This is a genomic window from Jiella marina (assembly GCF_024359545.1).
Taxonomy (GTDB): Bacteria; Pseudomonadota; Alphaproteobacteria; order Rhizobiales; family Rhizobiaceae; genus Jiella.
In genome coordinates this window covers 92,652-110,216 of record NZ_JAKQZG010000013.1, presented here as the reverse complement: position 1 = coordinate 110,216, position 17,565 = coordinate 92,652, and the positions used below count along the sequence as shown (strand labels likewise).

The window sequence follows — 17,565 nt, the reverse complement described above, 5'->3', positions numbered from 1 at the left end:
CTCCCACGTCCCTACGAGGCTGCCCAATGGAGTTGTCCTCCTTCATGCTTCCGGTGACGCTCGCGGTGTTCAGCATCGCGTTCTGCGTCCTCTGGCTCTACGGCTATAAGGCAGCTTTCTGGTGGGCGCTCGGATACGGAGCACACGGCCGGTAGCGGTTGATCAGCTCGGCACCATTGTATGCGATTGATATCGGCGGAAATCGCTGACATCAGCGAAGATGATGGTGTGAAGAGGAGATCGCGAAGCGTGTCGGACCAGTCCGACGCCTCGTCGTCGGCCTGCCGGAGGGTCAGGCCGTAATGGGCGAGACGCGCCTTACAGGCATTCCAACAGGCGACTTTCGATGGCGTCTTTGGCTTCCTGCACCGGAGGCAATGCGCTTCTTCAATCCGACAGTCGGAAACTGCTACTGAGGCAATACGACAGCCGCGAGCGCGGTATCCTCACCGAGCTGATAGTCTAGGTATCTCTCGATCATCCTCTCCCTCTGGGCGAACAGTGCGGCACGCCTTGGAGGATAAACGAAAGAGCCCTCCGCGAAACGGACTGGGGTAGGTAACGGCAGAACGGCGTTTCGCTCACCTACCGAGAACTGCATCCCGACCGCACCCTGCTCTGTGAGCGTCAAGGGCCGATCGCGACCGAAAAGGGCGTAAAGCGGTTCGAAACGGTTCGCCTCGTTCGAGACTTGTGCATACACGTAGGCTTGGCCGTACTTATCGGCGAAGCTGGGCTCGGCCGTGTCGGGCATCGGAGGCCAATTCCCGCGGAGCATGTTCAGATAGACGTGAGCCGCATTCTCGGCAAGATAGGGGCTGTTCTCAGCTATGCGGACAAGGCGGTCGTCAAGCCGACCGTCGCGAATGTCCTCCGCCATCGCAAGCGCCGTGACGCCTCCATGTATGCGCGCATAGTAGGCGATTGCGAGAGTCAGCATGTCTACCGATGCGCGGGTGATCTCCTCGCCGTGCGAATAGGAGGGCAGCCGGTAGACCTCGTCCATGTCGCGCGCGAACCGAACCGGGTCCTCCGCGTAGAGGTCCGCCAACTGGCTCACGACGAGCATCCAGTCCGTGATGTCGAGCAAAATATCAGTGTTGAGAGCGATCGAAGTGATGTCCCGCGCGATCTCGTCCTCGCTTTCCCCGGGGAGGCAAACTAGTCCCCGGATCAGGGCCTCCCGCCCATCGCGACTGGTGCACTGGTACCGGAACCCCTTGCCGATCTCGCCGCTCACGGTCGCTAGGTCCTGTACCCCCTCGATGGGAGATGCGTTCATGAACAGAAGTGTCGAGGGAGAGGCTCCGTGGCGGATGGCGAAGTCGACCGCTACGGCAAAGGCTGGGTCGACCACGTTCTGGCGGTACGACGTGAGAAGCCCCTGCCACGCATTCGCCTCATCCCTTTCCGCAGCCGACAGGGTGCTCGGGTCGCGCAGACGCTCGGGGTTAAGGGCGCGATCAGCGTCCAAGAAGTGGCCGAACCACCTACTGGCTGTGCCGGCCGACGTCGTGCGCAGCACGGTCTGGATGCAGTCGCTCGCCGGGGCAGCCCGCGCATCGAGGAGGCGGCGGGCGGCGTCGAACGAGGGGAACCTGAGGGTCGCCCGGTCGACATATGACCCGTCGTCTTCGGAGATGCTGTCTCCGGTGATCGCCTTGGCATAAACCGTGTAGCAAGCTTCCCACTCTCGCCAAACCAACGATTTCACTGCGTTTGAGATGCGCTGCTGCTCGACCTGCATCTCGCTCAGGCGCGCGTCCAGCGCCTCGTAGGAGGCCTGGACTTGGCGGGACACCTCCGACACGGCATCCAGGAGCACCTTCTGGTTCTTCAGAATGTCATCCAGTTTGGCATTGACGGCCCCAAACTGTTCCTTGAGGTAACCCATCATCACCTTGAACCGCTCCGCATCCGGATCGGGCTTCTTGCCGAACATGCCGGTGACGGAAGCGATCGCACCCAACGGATTGCCGGACATAAAGCTCATGTAGGCGTTTAACGCACCCGAAGCGATATCAATCGCCTTCTGACCGTCCTCACCGATTGGAATTCCTAGGTTCGAGGTGATCGCTTGGACGTCGCTGATGCCCCTGAGCACCTGTCCCGCGGCTTGCACCCGCATCGCTACTCGTGCCTCGCCATCGTACTGTTCAATCAGTGCCGTTTTAATCGTCTGGGCGTCGCAATTGGTCTGCTCCGCAGGGCAGGCGATCCGGGAGTCCATTAGCCCAGACCTCAGAGCGCGGACTTTCTCAGATGGCGGCATGGAGGAGAACATGAAGTCCGCCATCAGGCCTTGGTTGCTGCCAAGCTTGGTCACCTCCTCCCTGACAGTCTGGACGTCGGACGCCAACTCGGTAACATCGCCGCTTAGGGAGACGATAGCGCCCTCGTGTGCGACCAGAGTATCCTGCACCCGCTTCTGGCTGTTTCTGACCTCGGACGCGAACTCCCCGAAACTCCGATCTAGGCGATCTACGTCGTCCGCGACGACGCCCAGCGCATCCAGCGTCGCGACGGTGTGGGCCGCCCCGGCCCGCGACAGCGCCTCGGCAGCGGTCTTGACTAGCTCATCGTCGTTGGAGGCCTGGGCCCGCTCCTTAACGTCGCGAAGAAAGCGGTCGCTCTTCTCGACGGTCTCCCGTAGAAGCTCGGGATTGTTGAGCAGACCCTCTAAGCTGGCGGCGCCAGACTCAGCCACTAGTTCGTTCCGGAGCGTGCTGAGAAGCATGCCTGCCCGCTTGTTTCCGATTTCCTCAACCTTGCGGTTCGTGAGGTCGAGCGAAATTGCCGAGGCGGCACCGATTAAGGTAAGCGGCACGGTCACCGCGGCCTGCGGACCGCCGTAGAGGGCCACGCCTGCGATAAGTCCGCCCGTGCCCCATTTCACTCCAGTCGCAACGGTCGAAACGCCGGAATAGCCGTTGCGAAGCTCTTCGTAGCGGCTGAGCGACTGCTCGATTTTCTCGCTGCGCTCGGCGGCAGGAAGCGACGATGGGGGGATCGAGATGCTCTTGTGATCCATCCAGAGCTTCGCCGTGCCGAGGCCGACGCGGGCCGCGAGATTGGCCGCATCGGACGCTTCGATCTGCTTGGCGGCCACATGAGTCGTGCACGTCAAAAAGAACGTCAGCAGCACAGCAAGGCGACAATATCGTTCCATTTTGCACCTCGCTTCTAGCAAACCTCGTGCCTAGCCCCACCCGCGCAGCCACCCCTGTCATGAGGAGTAAGCGGCTCCGGCCCGCACTGATTGTCGTAGCGGAACCCCTGGCCTATGGCATAATCCACCTGGACACTGGTGCCTGGATAAACCTCGCTCCCAGCCGGCGGCTTCGTCCCGATCACGGTGGCGGTCCGAACGTCGAATCCCGAACAATCACGACGATTCTCTTGTACCGACCGGCTCACGAAACCGCTTGGATCGGTAGGCATCTCCATGGGAGTAAGTTCCCCTGAACGGATCGCATTCATACCATCGCTTAGGAGCGTTCCCGTCACGCCTGGGACAGCTACATATCGACCACCGACCACGTCGAGGAAGACCGCTTGGGTCGTCACGTCTATGGCTGTTCCGCCTACTGGGACCTGCGACCAAACGGTCCCGCGGACGCCGCCGTCGTGCCTGCTTTCGGTGACGTCGACCGCTACTCCCAGGTCGCGCAAGGCGGCAAGCGCCTCCTCCTGCGGACGGCCCTTCAAGTCGGGCAAGGTGATCCCGTTCGAGACCCTCAGCCAAACGGCGCGGTCGCTTCCTAGCTCCGAGCCCGGGCCGGGGATCTGTTTAATCACGATTCCCTTGCGATCCGAGGACTCGACTATCTCGATCTCAAGCTCGATCCCGACGTGTCCGGCGGCCTCCTGCGCTTCCTCCAGATACATGTTCTGGAACGACGGAACCGGCTCTGCTCTCGCGAGCACCGGGATGATCACCATAAGCATTATTATGGCCACGATGCGAATCATTGGAGCGCTCCAACGCAACGGAAGCACGAATATACCCAAAACCTTATGGGACTATGGTCGATTATCGCGCAAATGCAAGCGCTCGCTGTGGTGTTGCAGCTCAGGGTTTCCGCCGACGCGATGACACAGAACCGCGGCATCAAAATACCAATGCTTGATAAGGTGGAAATGCGCAGGAAGATACTCCGAGAATCAGTATTATCACGCATTACTCTGCACTACTGATGTAATTATGGCCAAGTGGTTCGCGGTATCGCCTGTCCGTTGGAAGCAACAAGGCTCACGAAGGCAGTGACACTCCGTCCCCGGGAGGGAGCCGCGCGTTCCGCCCAATTCATAACAAAGGTCTTGAGATGTCTCCTGGCGCCCGGCTGCATCATGTCGTGGGCTCCTTCGGACTCTCTAGGCGGCGGCCGCGCGCGGTGCCGCTAGGCAGGCCGTGGCGGCACGCGTCGGTAACGCGTTTTGCACCATCGACGCTGCCAAGTGGAAGTGATCCGGCCTTAGGTTCCGACCGCTCTCACGGTCTGTCGAGTGCCGTCAGCCCTTCGCCTTCGCCCGCTCCACCACCGCCGCGTGCCGCTCTCGGTGCGCGGCGTTGGCCTCCCGCCACCCGGCGTCCCATTCCTCCGCGAGTTCCGGATGGTCCGGCCGCCCCGTCGTCTCGTCGTCCGACAGCCCCGCGAAAATCTCGTACGCCGAGGAGCCCGCGTCCTGCGCGGCCTCGGCGTCGTCGGTCGAGACGGCCGGCCAGTCCCGTTTCCGTGTTCGCGGACCCGGCGGCGGAGCGACGACGCGCGGCGGCTCGGCATACCGCGCGACCCAGCCGCGGAGGACGCCGTCCATCCGGCGCTCCTCCTCGACAAGTGCCGCGTCGAACTCGGCGACCTGCGCCCGGAGGTGATCGATGTGTGCGCGCATGCGGGCGATGGCGATGGACGGGATCTTCAGAAGGGCAGGGCCGACCCAAGGCGGGATGGGCTTCTCGCCCGACGCCCAGCGCCGGATCAGGCTGCGGTCCAGCGCGCCGGCGGACGGCATGCTGCCCTTGCCCGCAGGCCGGAAGAGCACGAGGTCGGCCGCGATCTCGCGACGCCATCGATCCTCGGTTCCGTAAATCTCGAGACCGATCCGGACGAAGTCCCCGGCTTCGATGGACTTGTCCGGCCACGTCGCCCGCAGGACGCGTTCCGTCGCCTCGTCGAGGACGCCGAGGGTCTCGCGGGCGACGGGACTGGTGGTTCGCCGGGCGGGTTTGGGGCGAGGCGGCGTGTAAGGAGGCTCGGTCATGACGAGACTCCTTACACCGGGCGCCCGTCCGCGCAAGCCGTCGTCAGCTCCTGGCGCCGCGCGTCCCAAGTGCACGGGCCATCTTACGGTCGAGCTGGTACCCGAACTCGCGTTGGGTCGCGAACTTCCGGTTCGCCTTCTGGACGGTCTTCTCGAACCGGAACCGCTTCCTCGACGCTCCGCGCGGCACGCCGCAATAGCGGTCCGGCTTGATCGCCTACGTGAAGAGGTCGCGCGGACCGGACCCGCCGTCCTCGCCAGTCTTGCGAACGCCGCCCTTGATCTGGCGGACGAGGTACGACGCCGCCGGCAGCTTTGATGCTCACAGTCGCCGTGGCGGATGCGCCGTGTTTGATGCGCGCCGGCCGTAAGGTGAAGGCCTGGAGCGTCATCGGCTTCGGCCTGTCGAAGACGTCGACGGCGTTTTCCTTCAACGCGACCACGGCCTCGCGGGCCGCCCGGTTCATGACCGCGGCGGCAGCGCGGGGGATGGCCTTCCGGCCGATGGCGTTCATGTCGCGGGCGAAGGCGGCGTGATCGATGGAGAGGCCGAAGCCGATGGAGGGGGGGGTTGGCATGGAGGGCCCGTGCGGGATGAGTCTCGGGATAGCGGAGACTCGTCGGGCGCAAGATGCTAGGCGAGGCGGCCGAAACCGATTGACGAGCAGGTGGAGACTTTCAAGAGGCTCTGGCCCGACAACCGGGCTGCGGCGAATGCCAAGCGGGCGGCGCGCGTGTTGGAGGACCCGAGTATCATTTCCGGGGAGCCGTGCGTGTCTGGCACCTAGGTGCCCGCGCGGACCATCCTAGCATACCTGCAAGCTGGGCGGTCGGACGTTGAGATCTTCGAGGACTACCCGACTCTGCCTGCTGAGGGTGTCCGTGCCGTCCGGGCGTGGACCGAGGGGTTAGGCTCACGCGTCCGAGAGCGGTCCAGATGCCCTGGATGACCTCTCGTACAGCGACGAGAAAGCAGACTGATAGACCTCCACGTACACAATTACACCCACTTCCGCGAATTGGGGGCTATTGTGTACGTGGGGCGCCTAGATGGGCCCGCCACCGTTCCGACGGCGACGCGGCGGCTCCAGACTTTGATGTCGGGTGGCTACTCGATGTCCGGCAGCCGCACGGACCCGTACGGTCAGCGGCTGGTCATCGTGACGCTCGCCGACGGGCGCGATGCCGGGAGGGTGCTCATCGACGAGGGGGCTGGCGCAGTCATCGCCAAACTCGGGGAATCTTTGGTGTTGACGCCCTCGATTCTTGCAATCGCTGATCCGACAAGCATGAGAACTACGCTCCGCCGACGTAGGCAGGATTCGGCTCGACCTCGATCCCGACGGTATGGTACCGCGCCAGCGGGTCTCGACCGTCCCAGTTCGGAGGCATGCGGCTGCCGAGGCGGGCCGCATTGAGAAGTGCCTCTTCCTCGGAGGTGATGATGCAGACCGTCAGGTCGCGGACGAGGACCTCCTTTACCGCGTCCGTGGAGGGGTCGGCCATCTCCATGAGCTGCGCCTGCAAGGCCCTGAACGGCACGGCGTGGTCGTAGCGGATCCTGCCGCCGCCCCGGGGGATGCCCGCAGAGGCGAGCGACCGGTAGCGGGCGGCCTCGAGCTTGTTTCCCCCGCGCTTCTCCCACAGGAAGTGTATGGGGTCGCGCAGCGCCTTCGTCCAGGCCGAATTCGGCATCCCCTTGTCGCGGACGCGCTGGCAGTACCGGATCGCGTCGCAGATCAGGTCGAGTCGCTGGGCTTCTGATAGGCCGCTCCTGACTGTCATGGGTCCTCCTTCTGTCGAGAGGGCATCTAGTCAGGTGGTGGCGGTCGTCTCGTCCGTGATCTCGGATGTCACGGGCGGATGATGCGGTCGGACCAGGTCACCTCCTTGCGAAGGACAGGCACTAGGCGGCGGGTTGAGTTGGACGTCGTTATGCGGCTGCCTCCGATGCGATGCTTCGAGGTCCGAACATGCGGCGTTTCGCCTACACCCGCTGTGCGATGTCGGATCGCTCGATGGTGCACTTCTGCCTCTGACCGATGCCCTGGCCTAGCGCGGTGGATCACCGTCCGAAGCGAGGCGTATCATCCGGGCTGGGTTCGATGCCCAAAGCGATGCGTCGTCGACGGACCAACTCCTCGACGATGGTCTATTCCGTGAACTCGTCACCCCTGACCCGGTCGACGAAGCGTGGCTTCGGGCCCGTGATCCAGAAAAAGAGCGCGTTGAACCGGGGTATCTCGACCAGCCGTATTTCCCGTTCGCCGGGTTCGTCGGCGATACGATCAGCTATGCTGATGGCTGCCAACAACCCGCGCTTCGTGGCCACGAATTCCGTTCGTTCGGCTTGGAATTTGCCGATCAACCCACGGACGGAAACTCGGGCCACGAGTGCATTCTCCTTCAGGACCTAGAAAACGAATGCGTCCGGGATCCACGCCTTTGGAAACAGATCGCTGTCCTCGTCGCCCTCGGTAACGTAGGAGCGCAGCGCCACCTTCGACTGCGAGTATTCGGTCGCTTGACCGGGTCTCGGACGACCGAAGGAACGTACCGCGCGACCTGCGCGGCGACCCGCCCGTGCAGCCGAGCCTCCTCGGCGGCGATGAAGTCCCGCGCCTCGCGATCTTGCGCGCTAAGCTCTGCCAGCCAACGCTCGATGTCTTGCTGGCGTCGGGTACGGACGATCCCGGGCGGGCGCAGCAGCCCGGCGGCCATCCACTCCGGGATCCGCCGTTCGCCGTTCCTCCAGCGCTTCATCAGCATCCTGTCGATGCGACCCTGCGACTCGAGGCCGCCCTTGCCGTCCTGCCGAATGGCGGCGCGGTCCCCCGCGAATTCGATCTCCCAGTCCCTCCGTCCGTCGTAGATCGCCTCGGCAACCGCCGATACGGCGTCGGGATCCGCGCCGTGGCCGTGCGGCCAGTGGCGCTGCAGGAGCGTCAGGTCGTCTTCGGCTGGAGGGGTCTCAGTCATGGTGAGACTCCTCCAGCCGGGCGTCTGATTCCGCAAGCGCGCCGTCACATCGGCACATTCCATGTGTGGTCATGGGAGGCCCGCTGGCGGTGCAAAATGCCGACACCGCGTGATCTGCCGGCGGTGCTCACCGCATGACGGGAGTAATGGGCGCGAACGTCAATCCGCACGGTCTCCGGATGCCCAGAAACGGCGCTCCGCGTCGGCCCGTCGACGGCGTGCCTTGGCGTCGTCCGGCAGCGTGTAATGAGATAGCCTCGTGTAGGACTCGGCAGCATCGAATCCTTGCCGGGTGAGATGCCTGTGAGCCGTTCGCATTAGCCGCTCGTAGACAAGGGCTTCCGGGCCGTCTGGAGCCTTGCGCACAGCCTCAGCCAGACGCCGCACGGCGACGGCCAGTCCTTGAACGACAATCCGCGTTTCGGGCGCGCCGCGGGAACCGGTTGCCCCGGCCTTCGCACGTTCACGCAGCCGTGCCCTGTACCTCCGCTGCTCTTCCGCATGTCTCGTCACCATAGCCCTGTCATCCCGCTCACCGCGTGAGGCATGAGCTTGTCGGATGGGCCTGCAAGAGACGACGGCGACGTGTGGATCAGGGTTTAGGCATAGAGAGACGTTCGGGGGTCAACATGCGCGGCCGCAGCGTCCCAGCTCGCGCTCGCATGCGCGTCGACGACGCGACGCCCGGTCGTCCCGGGAAAGCCGTATGAACGGCTCGCTCGATCGCGTTGGCGCCGGGACCGCCCACGGCGAGCAGGAGAATCGCGGCATCGGAGAGGGCGATCCTGATCGCTTCGTCCGTCGCCTCCGGTCGGCCGGCTTCGGCCGAGGCCCGCTTCTTCTCGCGGTGCCTGCGCTGGGCATCGCGGTTGTACGTGGCGCGGTCTTCAGCCGCCAGCTCTCGTACGGTGCGTTTGCCGCCCTGCGTCGCCATCGCGGTGTACAGCGCCGCGATGGCTTCGGTCTGCTTGTCCGTCGTCGTCATCTCGGTGTCCCCCTGCTCAGACCAAGGGTGCTCCGCCGGCGGAAATCTCGCAAGCGATGTTTGACATGTAAAACACGAAATCGTCGGCGCTTATTGCAGGCTTCCCACCCGGGGGAGACCCCTCGCGATAGCGTCGGCCCGCGCGCGAGCGGGGATCCCGCTTCGCCCCGGGGCGACAGGCTTCTTGTCGCGCGGAGCGCACGGAGACCTTCTCGCGAGATCGGTCGGCTGCTCTCGCGAGAAGGTTGACGACGGGCGTCGGGGGAGACCCATCGCGTAGCGATCGCTCGACGCTCGTCGGTTGGGCGCGACGCTTATCTCTCTCCATGCCCTGGCCAATACCCCGCGAAGCGGAACGGCTTTCGAGAGACCCTCGCGGAGCTTGTTGTCGGCTGGCTCGCGCGGAGGATCCCAACAGCGCGAGCAGGAAGACTCCTAGCAGGGGCGGAATCCCAAGGTGCGAGAGGGTCGTTGGATTCTACTTAGTATCAGGCCAAGGCGGTGGTGGATTTTTCTCGAAATGCCTACGTTTTTGCGGACCATTTGATCGCAGATCTAACGGAAGATGTTCCATTCGGTCGCATATCTAACGAGTTGCGCGACCGATGGCGCGAGCGAGCGGCGTACCGCCAGCCGAAGGCACGGAGCCATCCGCCGGCGGAGCCCTTAGTTGACTTCTACTTAGTATCGCAAACCCAAACGGTTGACCGGGCCTCTTCGTCGCTCGCCAGATCGAAGGCATTTGATCGCGCATCTAACGGCGAGCGGCTCATTTGGTCGCACATCTAACAGCCATCGCTTGCTCCACGCTCGGACAGAGCTCAGCATTTGATCACAGGACGTCTGCACGAGGCGACGAAATGGGAGAGGGACGATGGCGGTACAGAGATTGAGGCGGAGGCGGGTGCCCACGACGTCGTACGCGCGGCTCGAGAACGCCGCCCTGGCTGCGGTGGTATCCGAGGGCGGGGAGATCGAAGGGCGGGAGAGCGGGCTCTATAACCCGGCTCCACGGGGGAGCGTCGCAAAGGCATCGGCCAGCGTCGAAATCTTCCGCTCGATCGCCCCCCAGTCGCCCCGGCCGGCGGAGATGCTCGACACCGTCACCGTCAAAGGCGACGGGATGCTCTCCGCTCGAGACTTGGCAATCCACGAGTACCTTGTCGCCGCCGCGTACGAAGCCGCGTACGTCGCATCGGAGCAGGGGACCGAGCGCGAGGTCGTCGGGCAGGAGCTCGAGGTTCCGATGAAAGGCGTCCTTGCGTTCCTCGGTACTTCCGCCCGGCGTGCCCACGTCTTGAAATCGGTTGCCGCGCTGAACCGGACTTCGGTGTCATACAGCATCCCCGGGGGGCGCACGGTGACCGATGTCCCTCTCTTGGTCGGCTGGCACGAGTCGGGCGCCGAAGCCGACGTCGTCCGGTTCTCGCTTCCGTCGCGGGTGTGGTGGCTGCTCGCAAGCCAGCCGTCTTACGCGTATCTCGAGTTGGCCGCACTCGCGACGATGTCGTCGCGCTACGGCATTCATCTCTACCGCCACCTGGCGCTTCGAATGAGCCGGACGCGCTGGGATCCGATGGAGCCAGATACGGTCCTTCACTACAGCCCGGAGGAAGCGGCTGCCGCCATCGGCTACGACGAGGCGCCGATGCAGGTGGGGCGACTGACGACGGCACTGAAGCGCGCCGTTTCGGATCTTAAGGAGGTCCGGCGCTTCCGCGTCGAGTACGCCGCGCCGCGCCGCCGAGCTGCGAAGGGGGCTCCGATCTCGGCGTTCGTCCTCCAAATCGCGATGCTGCCCCCGCAGGTCGAGACGGCCAAGCTGGGGGGCATCCACAAGTCGGCCAAACCCTTCACCGGCGCGCCGGACGTGCCGGATCTTCGAGTCAATTCGCATGTGTGGGACAAAGCCTCGGAACTCGCGCGGCAGCACGGCCGGCGTATAGCGCCAAATTACATCTCCGGCGCTTGGTTCGGCTCTCTTCACGAGGCGTACGGGGGCGGGCCGACGGATCGGGACGCCGCCCGGAAAGAATATCGAGGCGCAGTCCTCCTCCGCGCGATCCGGGCGCACGGCCCGGACCGGGCGGCATTCGCTTGGTTCACGGAAGAGCTCAAGGATCCAGACCTGCTCGCCGAGGTTGACCATTCGTCAGAGCTCGACAGAAGGTTCAAGTACGAGGCCGCCGGCGAGAAGGCCCGACGTATCCGCCTCAGGGACTATAAGCACGGCGACCGCAAGCAACGGGCGGCGCGGCTGCCCAAGCCGACGCGTGAGCAGCGGTTTGCAAAAGCGGTGGCGAAGGTCGAGGCCGGCAAGGCAGAGCGCTTGAAGCGTTTCGCCGATGCGACAGTAGTGGAACTGGACGTCGCCTACGACGGTATCAACGACGCGAGACGAATGGCTGACGACTTCACGCGCCGGACCTGGCGGGGCAACCGACTGATCGAACTTCGTCTCAGCCACCTAGTACGCGACGACATCGTCACGGAGGTCATCGGACGCTACCCGGCATCGGTCGACGACCTTGAGTCGGTGCTCTCGCGACCGGACATCATCAGTGGCTACCGACCGATCCACGATCCGACGGTGGAAGCGCCGGTAGTCACGGGACCGCGCCGCCCCGCCTTTCTTCCCGGAAGCAAGCCATGGGAGGTCGTAGGCGGGACGACCAAAAAGCCGAGCGATGACGATTGACGATCGCTCCCCGTTAACCCTGCCGGCGTCCGCGTCCGGCAGGGTCCTCGACGCCGCGCCGCCGGCCGGCTACCTGTGGCAACACAACCGGAGCGACCACCATGCGGAACACGACCTTCTCGATACGTAGCTGACACCCGTCAGGCCCGCCGCCGCAATCAAGCGACGGCCGTATCAGAGGAGAACCGCATGCCGTCTCACGAAGATTCCTACGATTCCCGACCGATTCCATTCCCCCAGCGCCGGCGGCTCGACATCCGAGCGTTGGCCGACCGCACCGCGCTTTACTATGCCCAGGATGCCGCCCCGGGGCCGCGTCTGACGGACGACTGCCCGGTGCTGCGCCGGTGGTCCGTCGCTCGGATGGGCGGTTGCCCCTGCATCATGGGCGTCGACGATTTCGGCCACGTCCTGTCGATCGAGATCCAGGCATACGCCGCAGACGGCACGTGGGCGCGGCGACTCGACGGCAGCTACGTCCGCCTCCGGGAACCGTGGCCGCTGCCGCTTGCTCCGGAGGCCGGACGATGAGCCGGACGCCCATGACGGACCGCGAGCGCGCTCACATCGAGCACACGCTCGCGCGTTACGAGAGTCTCTGCGCCGACCTGCGGGACACCCTCCTTCACGGATGGCCGTCACCTAATTTTCTGGAGGAGAAGGGTACACCGCTCATCGACCTTTGGCGGTTCGGCAGCCGCGGAGTGATCATTCTTGAGGGGGAGGTCGCGTCGCATCCGGTCCTCGGCGCCGGATGGACGCGGACTTCGCCGCTTCTGGCGCTCTCCGTCCGGGCGGGCGTCGGGCGCACCCAATCGCGCTGGTACCGTCTGGGTACGCACCTCCAACAGGTGGCCGACGCGCTCGGGGCCCAAATCGTCGACGGAGGCCCCGAATGAAGCCATTTGACATCAGCCCCGAACAGCGGGAGCTGCTCATCCGGGATGCGGAACGCTACGAGCTTGTCGCCCGAGGGGTCCGAGAGATCGCGGAGTTCGGGCGTCCCTCCGACATCGCGCTCGCGAGTTCCCCGGTAATCGAGGGATGGGGCTTCGAGGCGCTGGTGGGTAACGAACTCGTCGGCGCATGGAAGCCGGCAGGAAAGCCTACCCTCGTCGCAGGCCGCGCCGGTCGCGTCATCCTCAATGCTGCCGACCTGTCGGCTGTCCTGACTGAGCAGGGCTGGTTCCGCCTCGGCGCCCCGGACGAATCCCGGGCCAGAACAACGGAATTGCCCCGATGATCGACATACGACCACGCACACGCACACGCTGACGGCATCCGGTCTCTCTCCGGGTGCATCGACACCCTGTGAAAAGGAGACATCCTGATGTCCGATAATATCCATACCTATGATCCGGCGGGCCTGCGCGAGCGGTTCCCTGAGATGCTCCAGCAGGCATTTGATGTCTCGCCGCCGCCGGGCTGGGTGCCGCTGGTCGCGCGCCTGCTCGAGCGCATCGACCCCGCGCTCGCACCGGAGGATCGTCAGTCTTTCCGGATTACGCAGATCAAGGAAAAATTTGGCGGACTTCGCTGTTACCACAACGGCGGCGAGGACATCGAGATGATGGTCGACGCCGCCGACGAGGAGGCGCAGCGGACGTGCGAGGTCTGCGGAGCTCCCGGGCGCAAGCGCACGGGCGGCTGGATCGCCGTGCGCTGCGACGAACACGCGGAGGTCTGACGATGCGTATCTGGATCCTGTCCGACCTTCATATCGGCGCCGACGGCATGGAACTCGAGATCCCGGAGGCAGACGTCTGCGTCTGCGCCGGCGACGTGACCGACCCGGTGCTCGGTTCGATGCGCTGGCTGAGCCAGTGCATCGGGTACCATATGCCCGTCATCTTCGTCGCGGGGAATCACGAGTTCTACGGGGACTCCGTCGCGCACGGCCGCGCGATGGCGCACGCTCATCCCGTCGATGGCGTGCATTTGCTCGACGACAGCAGCGTTGTCCTTGACGGTGTGCGCTTCGTAGGGGCGACACTCTGGACCGACTACGCGCTGTACGTGGCGGGCAAGGTCGGCCGCGAGGCGGGTCTGGAGATCGGACATTCGATGGACATCGCTGAGCGGCTGCTTGCGGATCATTACGCCGTACGCGTCGGTGACGGGGGAGGCCTGGTCCGCCGTTGGACGCCGAACGACGCGCGAGCGATGCACCAGCGGAGCAGGACGTATATTGAAGAGGCGCTCGCCACGCCGTTTGAAGGACCCACAGTCGTCGTGACGCACCACGCGCCGCATCCGCGCAGCGTGTCGCCTGAGTACCATGAGAGCCTACTGAATCCGGCTTTCGTTTCGGATCTAACCCCGGTCATCGAGACCGGTCGGCCCGACCTGTGGGTGCACGGTCACGTACACTCGTCGCACGACTATCGGGTGTCCGACACCCGGGTCGTCTGCAATCCTCGGGGCTACTCGCACGAGGGGTCCGACTGGGATCCCGGACTCGTCGTCGAATTGGATCGTCGCTCAGGGGGAGGATCCCGATGACCCGCCGCAGGGTGTCCTGCAACTCGAAGCAGGCTTTGCTCGATGATGCCAGAGAGCGGGCGCGTCGGCTGATCGAGGAGAGCCGGGCGCAGAGGCAGCGGGATATCGAGGGCTGGACGTCCGTCGGTGAGCTGGCGGACCGGATCACCGCCGCCGTCGACGAGGCGCGCCGGGGGCCGGCAATGTCGGTGGAGGAAGCGCTTGCGATGATCGACGGCTTTGGCGAGACGAGGCACTAGGGCCGCTGGAGCCGGGCTTCGGCTTGGGCGCAGCCCTCTTTGATCAGGCGATCCCACTCCTCCAGCATCAGCGACTTGTCGGGCAGGGCGGGATCCTGGTCGTATACCGTCTCATCAAGGCCATACCGCCCTTCATCGGCTCTCGTGATCATCGGCACCGCCTCTTTCGTCAGTCCGAGAGTCGTCACCCGGGGGCGCATGTGCGTGACGAACGCGCGACGGAGGTCATGGGTGGCTGCCCATGGCGCGGACGCCAGAGGACCGCCAGGCGCGCGCAGCTCTTCCAATACTTCGTTGAGCATGCGCTCGGACATGTGGCCCGTCCCGGGGTCCGTCTTACGGCGCAGACGCTGTTGAGGGAAAAGCCAGGCGTTACCGGTCCGACCATACGCCTGCGCGGCGCGAACCGCGCTGGCGGCGAGATCGGGCAGCGGCAAGACGCGAAATTTACCGCTCTTGTCCGGCCCGATCTTCCAGACCATGCCGTACTTGGGGTGCTCCACGAAGGCCCGCCGACGCGCGCGGACAACGGTCATTCGGCGCTGCCCGGTCATCATCTGTAGCAAGATGGCTAGCCTCGCGGCATGATTCTTCGCCGCCTCCAGCCCGATGACGATCATGCCGAGTTCTTCCAGTGTCAGCGCCCGTGGAGCCTCGCTCTCTTCGTGCTCTTCGTATGCGCTGACGGACGACGTCGGAGCGCGCTTCAGCTCGGTAGCGACATTCGCGGTCAGGCCAGTGACTTCAGAGTTCTCGACGGCCCAGCCGAACACCGCCTTCATAGCTGCGACCGATAACCGCGCCTGGTTCGAGTTCGACACCTGCTTCCCGTCCACGTTGCCGCGTCCGAGGACGGAGTTCCGGACGAGCCTGAGGTCGTGCGTGGTGATCAGCGTCACTGGGCGCCCGGCGATCGACTTGAAGTCCGCCTCAAGTGGCGAGCCCGGGACCGCACCGAGGGCGGAGCGGTAGCCTCGATGTGTGTCTGGCGAACGGTGGCCCTTGCACCAGGCGAGGTAGGCGTCGCGCATGCCTTCCCACCTCATGACGGTTCCCGACGCGGCCGCCGCCTGGGCTGCCGAGGCGTCGACGGAGCGGTGGGCGACGGACGCTTTGAGCATTGCTGATGGGTCGTTGCCCTCGGTGAGCATGCCACGAGCGCGAGCGACCAGATTGCGCAGCTCTGGGATGTCCGCGGCGTCGAACGCCGACAGCGGGCCGATGGCAATCTTTTTCGCCCGCGTGATCAGGTACCAAGCGGCGGCTCCTGACTGCACGCGGATCGCGAGACCGGGCATTGTCGCGTCCCGGTAGATCTCGCTTTCGCCGTCGCTGGCGGTGCGGACCGCTTTACGGATGGTGTTGCCGTCAAGGATCTCAGTAGGCATTAGCGTGACCTGCGAAGCGGATAGCGTGACCTGACGGTTAGCACCATGGACGTTTCAGGTCACGCCTAGGTCACCGCCAAAAAAGTTTACCGTTGCAGGCAGGCCCGAAAATATCTCTCTACACTCGGTATCGTGGGACATTGAAGGCGACGCGAGGGTAGAGCTGACCCCTACTGACGCCCATTACCAGCTATCTCTTAATCAGCGGGTCATAGGTTCGAGCCCTATATCACCCACCACTTTCTTCGGATTCTCAGCGAAATATCGATCGGACGCGCGATTCATGCTGTCGCGACGTGGGCGGCGGTGGCCGAAAGACTCGCCCGATGGACGTGAACCCAAAGGGCCGCGGGACGAGAGGCAAAAAAGTGCCCCGGCACCACTCGGCGCCGGGGCAGCCTCCGTCATGACGTACTTGTCAGCCGATCAGCCGGAATTCTGCATTTCCATCGGCTGGCGATCGCGGATCGTCGCCTCATCGTAAGGCAGGTCGTAATTCGTCAGGCCCGGCGACCAGCCATAATCATAGCCGTAATACGGGTACGAGTAGAGCCCGTTATTGAAGCCGCCATAACCCGTGTCCGGGCGAACAACCACGGCCGAGATTTCGCCGTCCGTGATCATCACGTCGTCGACATAGCCGTAATTGGTCCAGCTCTGGTCGCCCTGATAGCGCACGTAATCGTCGATGAGTTCGCTCGCCCGCCAGACGCGCGGTCCGGTTTCAGCGTCGGAGAACCAGCCGCTTTCGAGATCGGCGATCTGCGAACTGGCGGTCTCGGCCCCGATGAGTTCCTGATCGAACAGGGAATAGTCATCGACATTATCCTCGGTGACCGGAACGCGGACCTGCGACTCCGCCATATCGATGTCGAGGTCGTCCCAGGGGATGCTGACATGGGTGTCGCCGATATCCCAGACGCCGCCAACTTCGGCGATGATCGAAAGGGCGCGACCATCGGTTCCGAAGAGCACATTCTCGACGTCACCGATATCTTCACCGTCGGCGCCGATCACATCCATGTCGATGATGTTCTCGGCGCTCATGGAATTGTCGGCGGTCATGTCAGGATGCCAGTCAGGCAACGAGACGATGCCCGGGTTTTCGCCCGCAGAACCGTTCTCCATGGTGGTCGCCATGGGATTATCATTCGTGTCCTGAGCAATGGCGCTCGGCGCGATGAACATGGCCGATGCGAGGGCGATTGCAGAAGTCGTTCTCAAGAACATTGAGCGTCCTCCTTATGCTTTCGTGAGGCCCGAAACGTCTGTTTGCATTGGAATTGTTTCTGTCTCGGGCATTCACGGAATCAACGGCAGCCGGACCAGACGAGTTTCATTACCAAAGATTTGACGGCTCCAGACTTGTTGTGAAACGTGTAACGTTTGAGGCCTGTGGGCGAATGACCGATGAGACGGCCGGATTCCCCCAGCCGCGAGCGGTCGGAAGAGCCGGAGGATTTTATTGAGATGACAGGGACCACCTCACCGGGACCCGACTGTCAGCGGCAA

Annotated in this window: 18 protein-coding genes; 9 read left to right on the top strand and 9 right to left on the bottom strand. The window is 64.1% G+C overall.

Features of this window, described 5'->3' with window-relative positions:
* Positions 1–409: 409 nt before the first annotated feature.
* The 3 genes from MF134_RS19655 to MF134_RS19645 form a co-directional block, all read right to left on the bottom strand.
* The gene (locus MF134_RS19655; protein ID WP_009209201.1) at positions 410–3,169 is read right to left on the bottom strand and encodes a hypothetical protein; all 2,760 of its coding nucleotides are present in this window, start codon (positions 3,167–3,169) and stop codon (positions 410–412) included.
* Positions 3,170–3,183: 14 nt separating this feature from the next.
* Entirely contained in the window at positions 3,184–3,972 is a 789-nt protein-coding gene (locus MF134_RS19650) for a PASTA domain-containing protein (RefSeq protein ID WP_024351522.1), read from the bottom strand.
* A 540-nt stretch (positions 3,973–4,512) separates the two neighbouring features.
* Positions 4,513–5,262, bottom strand: a complete 750-nt coding sequence (locus MF134_RS19645; protein WP_024351520.1) for a hypothetical protein — start codon at positions 5,260–5,262, stop codon at positions 4,513–4,515.
* 318 nt (positions 5,263–5,580) lie between these two features.
* On the opposite strand from MF134_RS19645, the gene MF134_RS19640 reads away from it, so the two are divergent.
* Together MF134_RS19640 and MF134_RS24100 are read left to right on the top strand one after the other, a co-directional pair.
* The gene (locus MF134_RS19640) at positions 5,581–5,799 is read left to right on the top strand and encodes a hypothetical protein (RefSeq protein ID WP_156421793.1); all 219 of its coding nucleotides are present in this window, start codon (positions 5,581–5,583) and stop codon (positions 5,797–5,799) included.
* Positions 5,800–6,050: 251 nt separating this feature from the next.
* Positions 6,051–6,212 (top strand): DUF433 domain-containing protein, encoded by a 162-nt coding sequence (locus MF134_RS24100; protein ID WP_081451353.1) that lies wholly within the window; start codon positions 6,051–6,053, stop codon positions 6,210–6,212.
* A gap of 346 nt (positions 6,213–6,558) precedes the next feature.
* Here MF134_RS24100 and MF134_RS19635 read toward each other — a convergent pair whose 3' ends face one another.
* The 4 genes from MF134_RS19635 to MF134_RS19620 form a co-directional block, all read right to left on the bottom strand.
* Positions 6,559–7,047 carry a hypothetical protein gene (locus MF134_RS19635; protein ID WP_009209204.1) on the bottom strand — a complete coding sequence of 163 codons (489 nt, stop codon included), beginning with the start codon at positions 7,045–7,047 and terminating at the stop codon, positions 6,559–6,561.
* 367 nt (positions 7,048–7,414) lie between these two features.
* A complete protein-coding gene (locus MF134_RS19630) occupies positions 7,415–7,654 on the bottom strand; it encodes a hypothetical protein (protein ID WP_148233772.1) in 240 nt (79 codons plus the stop codon).
* A gap of 14 nt (positions 7,655–7,668) precedes the next feature.
* Positions 7,669–8,241 (bottom strand): hypothetical protein, encoded by a 573-nt coding sequence (locus tag MF134_RS19625; protein WP_040325510.1) that lies wholly within the window; start codon positions 8,239–8,241, stop codon positions 7,669–7,671.
* 592 nt (positions 8,242–8,833) lie between these two features.
* Positions 8,834–9,226: a hypothetical protein gene (locus MF134_RS19620; RefSeq protein WP_024351517.1), complete on the bottom strand. Its 393-nt coding sequence runs from the start codon at positions 9,224–9,226 to the stop codon at positions 8,834–8,836.
* A gap of 874 nt (positions 9,227–10,100) precedes the next feature.
* On the opposite strand from MF134_RS19620, the gene MF134_RS19615 reads away from it, so the two are divergent.
* The 7 genes from MF134_RS19615 to MF134_RS19585 all read left to right on the top strand — a co-directional run bounded on the left by MF134_RS19615 (position 10,101) and on the right by MF134_RS19585 (position 14,665).
* Positions 10,101–11,924: a hypothetical protein gene (locus tag MF134_RS19615; RefSeq protein WP_009209208.1), complete on the top strand. Its 1,824-nt coding sequence runs from the start codon at positions 10,101–10,103 to the stop codon at positions 11,922–11,924.
* A 189-nt stretch (positions 11,925–12,113) separates the two neighbouring features.
* Positions 12,114–12,455, top strand: coding sequence for a hypothetical protein (locus MF134_RS19610; protein ID WP_024351516.1), 342 nt, complete (start codon positions 12,114–12,116; stop codon positions 12,453–12,455).
* Complete coding sequence (locus MF134_RS19605) at positions 12,452–12,823, top strand: DUF6634 family protein (protein WP_024351515.1); 372 nt, start codon at positions 12,452–12,454, stop codon at positions 12,821–12,823. Before MF134_RS19610 ends, MF134_RS19605 begins: the two co-directional genes overlap by 4 nt.
* The gene (locus MF134_RS19600; RefSeq protein WP_024351514.1) at positions 12,820–13,167 is read left to right on the top strand and encodes a hypothetical protein; all 348 of its coding nucleotides are present in this window, start codon (positions 12,820–12,822) and stop codon (positions 13,165–13,167) included. The genes MF134_RS19605 and MF134_RS19600 overlap by 4 nt, the downstream gene beginning before the upstream one ends.
* 87 nt (positions 13,168–13,254) lie before the next feature.
* Positions 13,255–13,611, top strand: a complete 357-nt coding sequence (locus MF134_RS19595) for a hypothetical protein (protein WP_009209210.1) — start codon at positions 13,255–13,257, stop codon at positions 13,609–13,611.
* Between the two features lie 2 nt (positions 13,612–13,613).
* On the top strand, positions 13,614–14,426 hold the full coding sequence (locus MF134_RS19590) for a metallophosphoesterase (protein WP_255341179.1): 813 nt from the start codon (positions 13,614–13,616) through the stop codon (positions 14,424–14,426).
* Positions 14,423–14,665, top strand: a complete 243-nt coding sequence (locus MF134_RS19585) for a hypothetical protein (RefSeq protein WP_255341178.1) — start codon at positions 14,423–14,425, stop codon at positions 14,663–14,665. The genes MF134_RS19590 and MF134_RS19585 overlap by 4 nt, the downstream gene beginning before the upstream one ends.
* Here MF134_RS19585 and MF134_RS19580 read toward each other — a convergent pair.
* Both MF134_RS19580 and MF134_RS19575 read right to left on the bottom strand, forming a co-directional pair.
* Positions 14,662–16,053, bottom strand: a complete 1,392-nt coding sequence (locus MF134_RS19580; protein ID WP_255341177.1) for a site-specific integrase — start codon at positions 16,051–16,053, stop codon at positions 14,662–14,664. The genes MF134_RS19585 and MF134_RS19580 overlap by 4 nt on opposite strands.
* Before the next feature lie 426 nt (positions 16,054–16,479).
* Positions 16,480–17,283 carry a PRC-barrel domain-containing protein gene (locus MF134_RS19575; RefSeq protein ID WP_255341176.1) on the bottom strand — a complete coding sequence of 268 codons (804 nt, stop codon included), beginning with the start codon at positions 17,281–17,283 and terminating at the stop codon, positions 16,480–16,482.
* Positions 17,284–17,565: the final 282 nt, after the last annotated feature.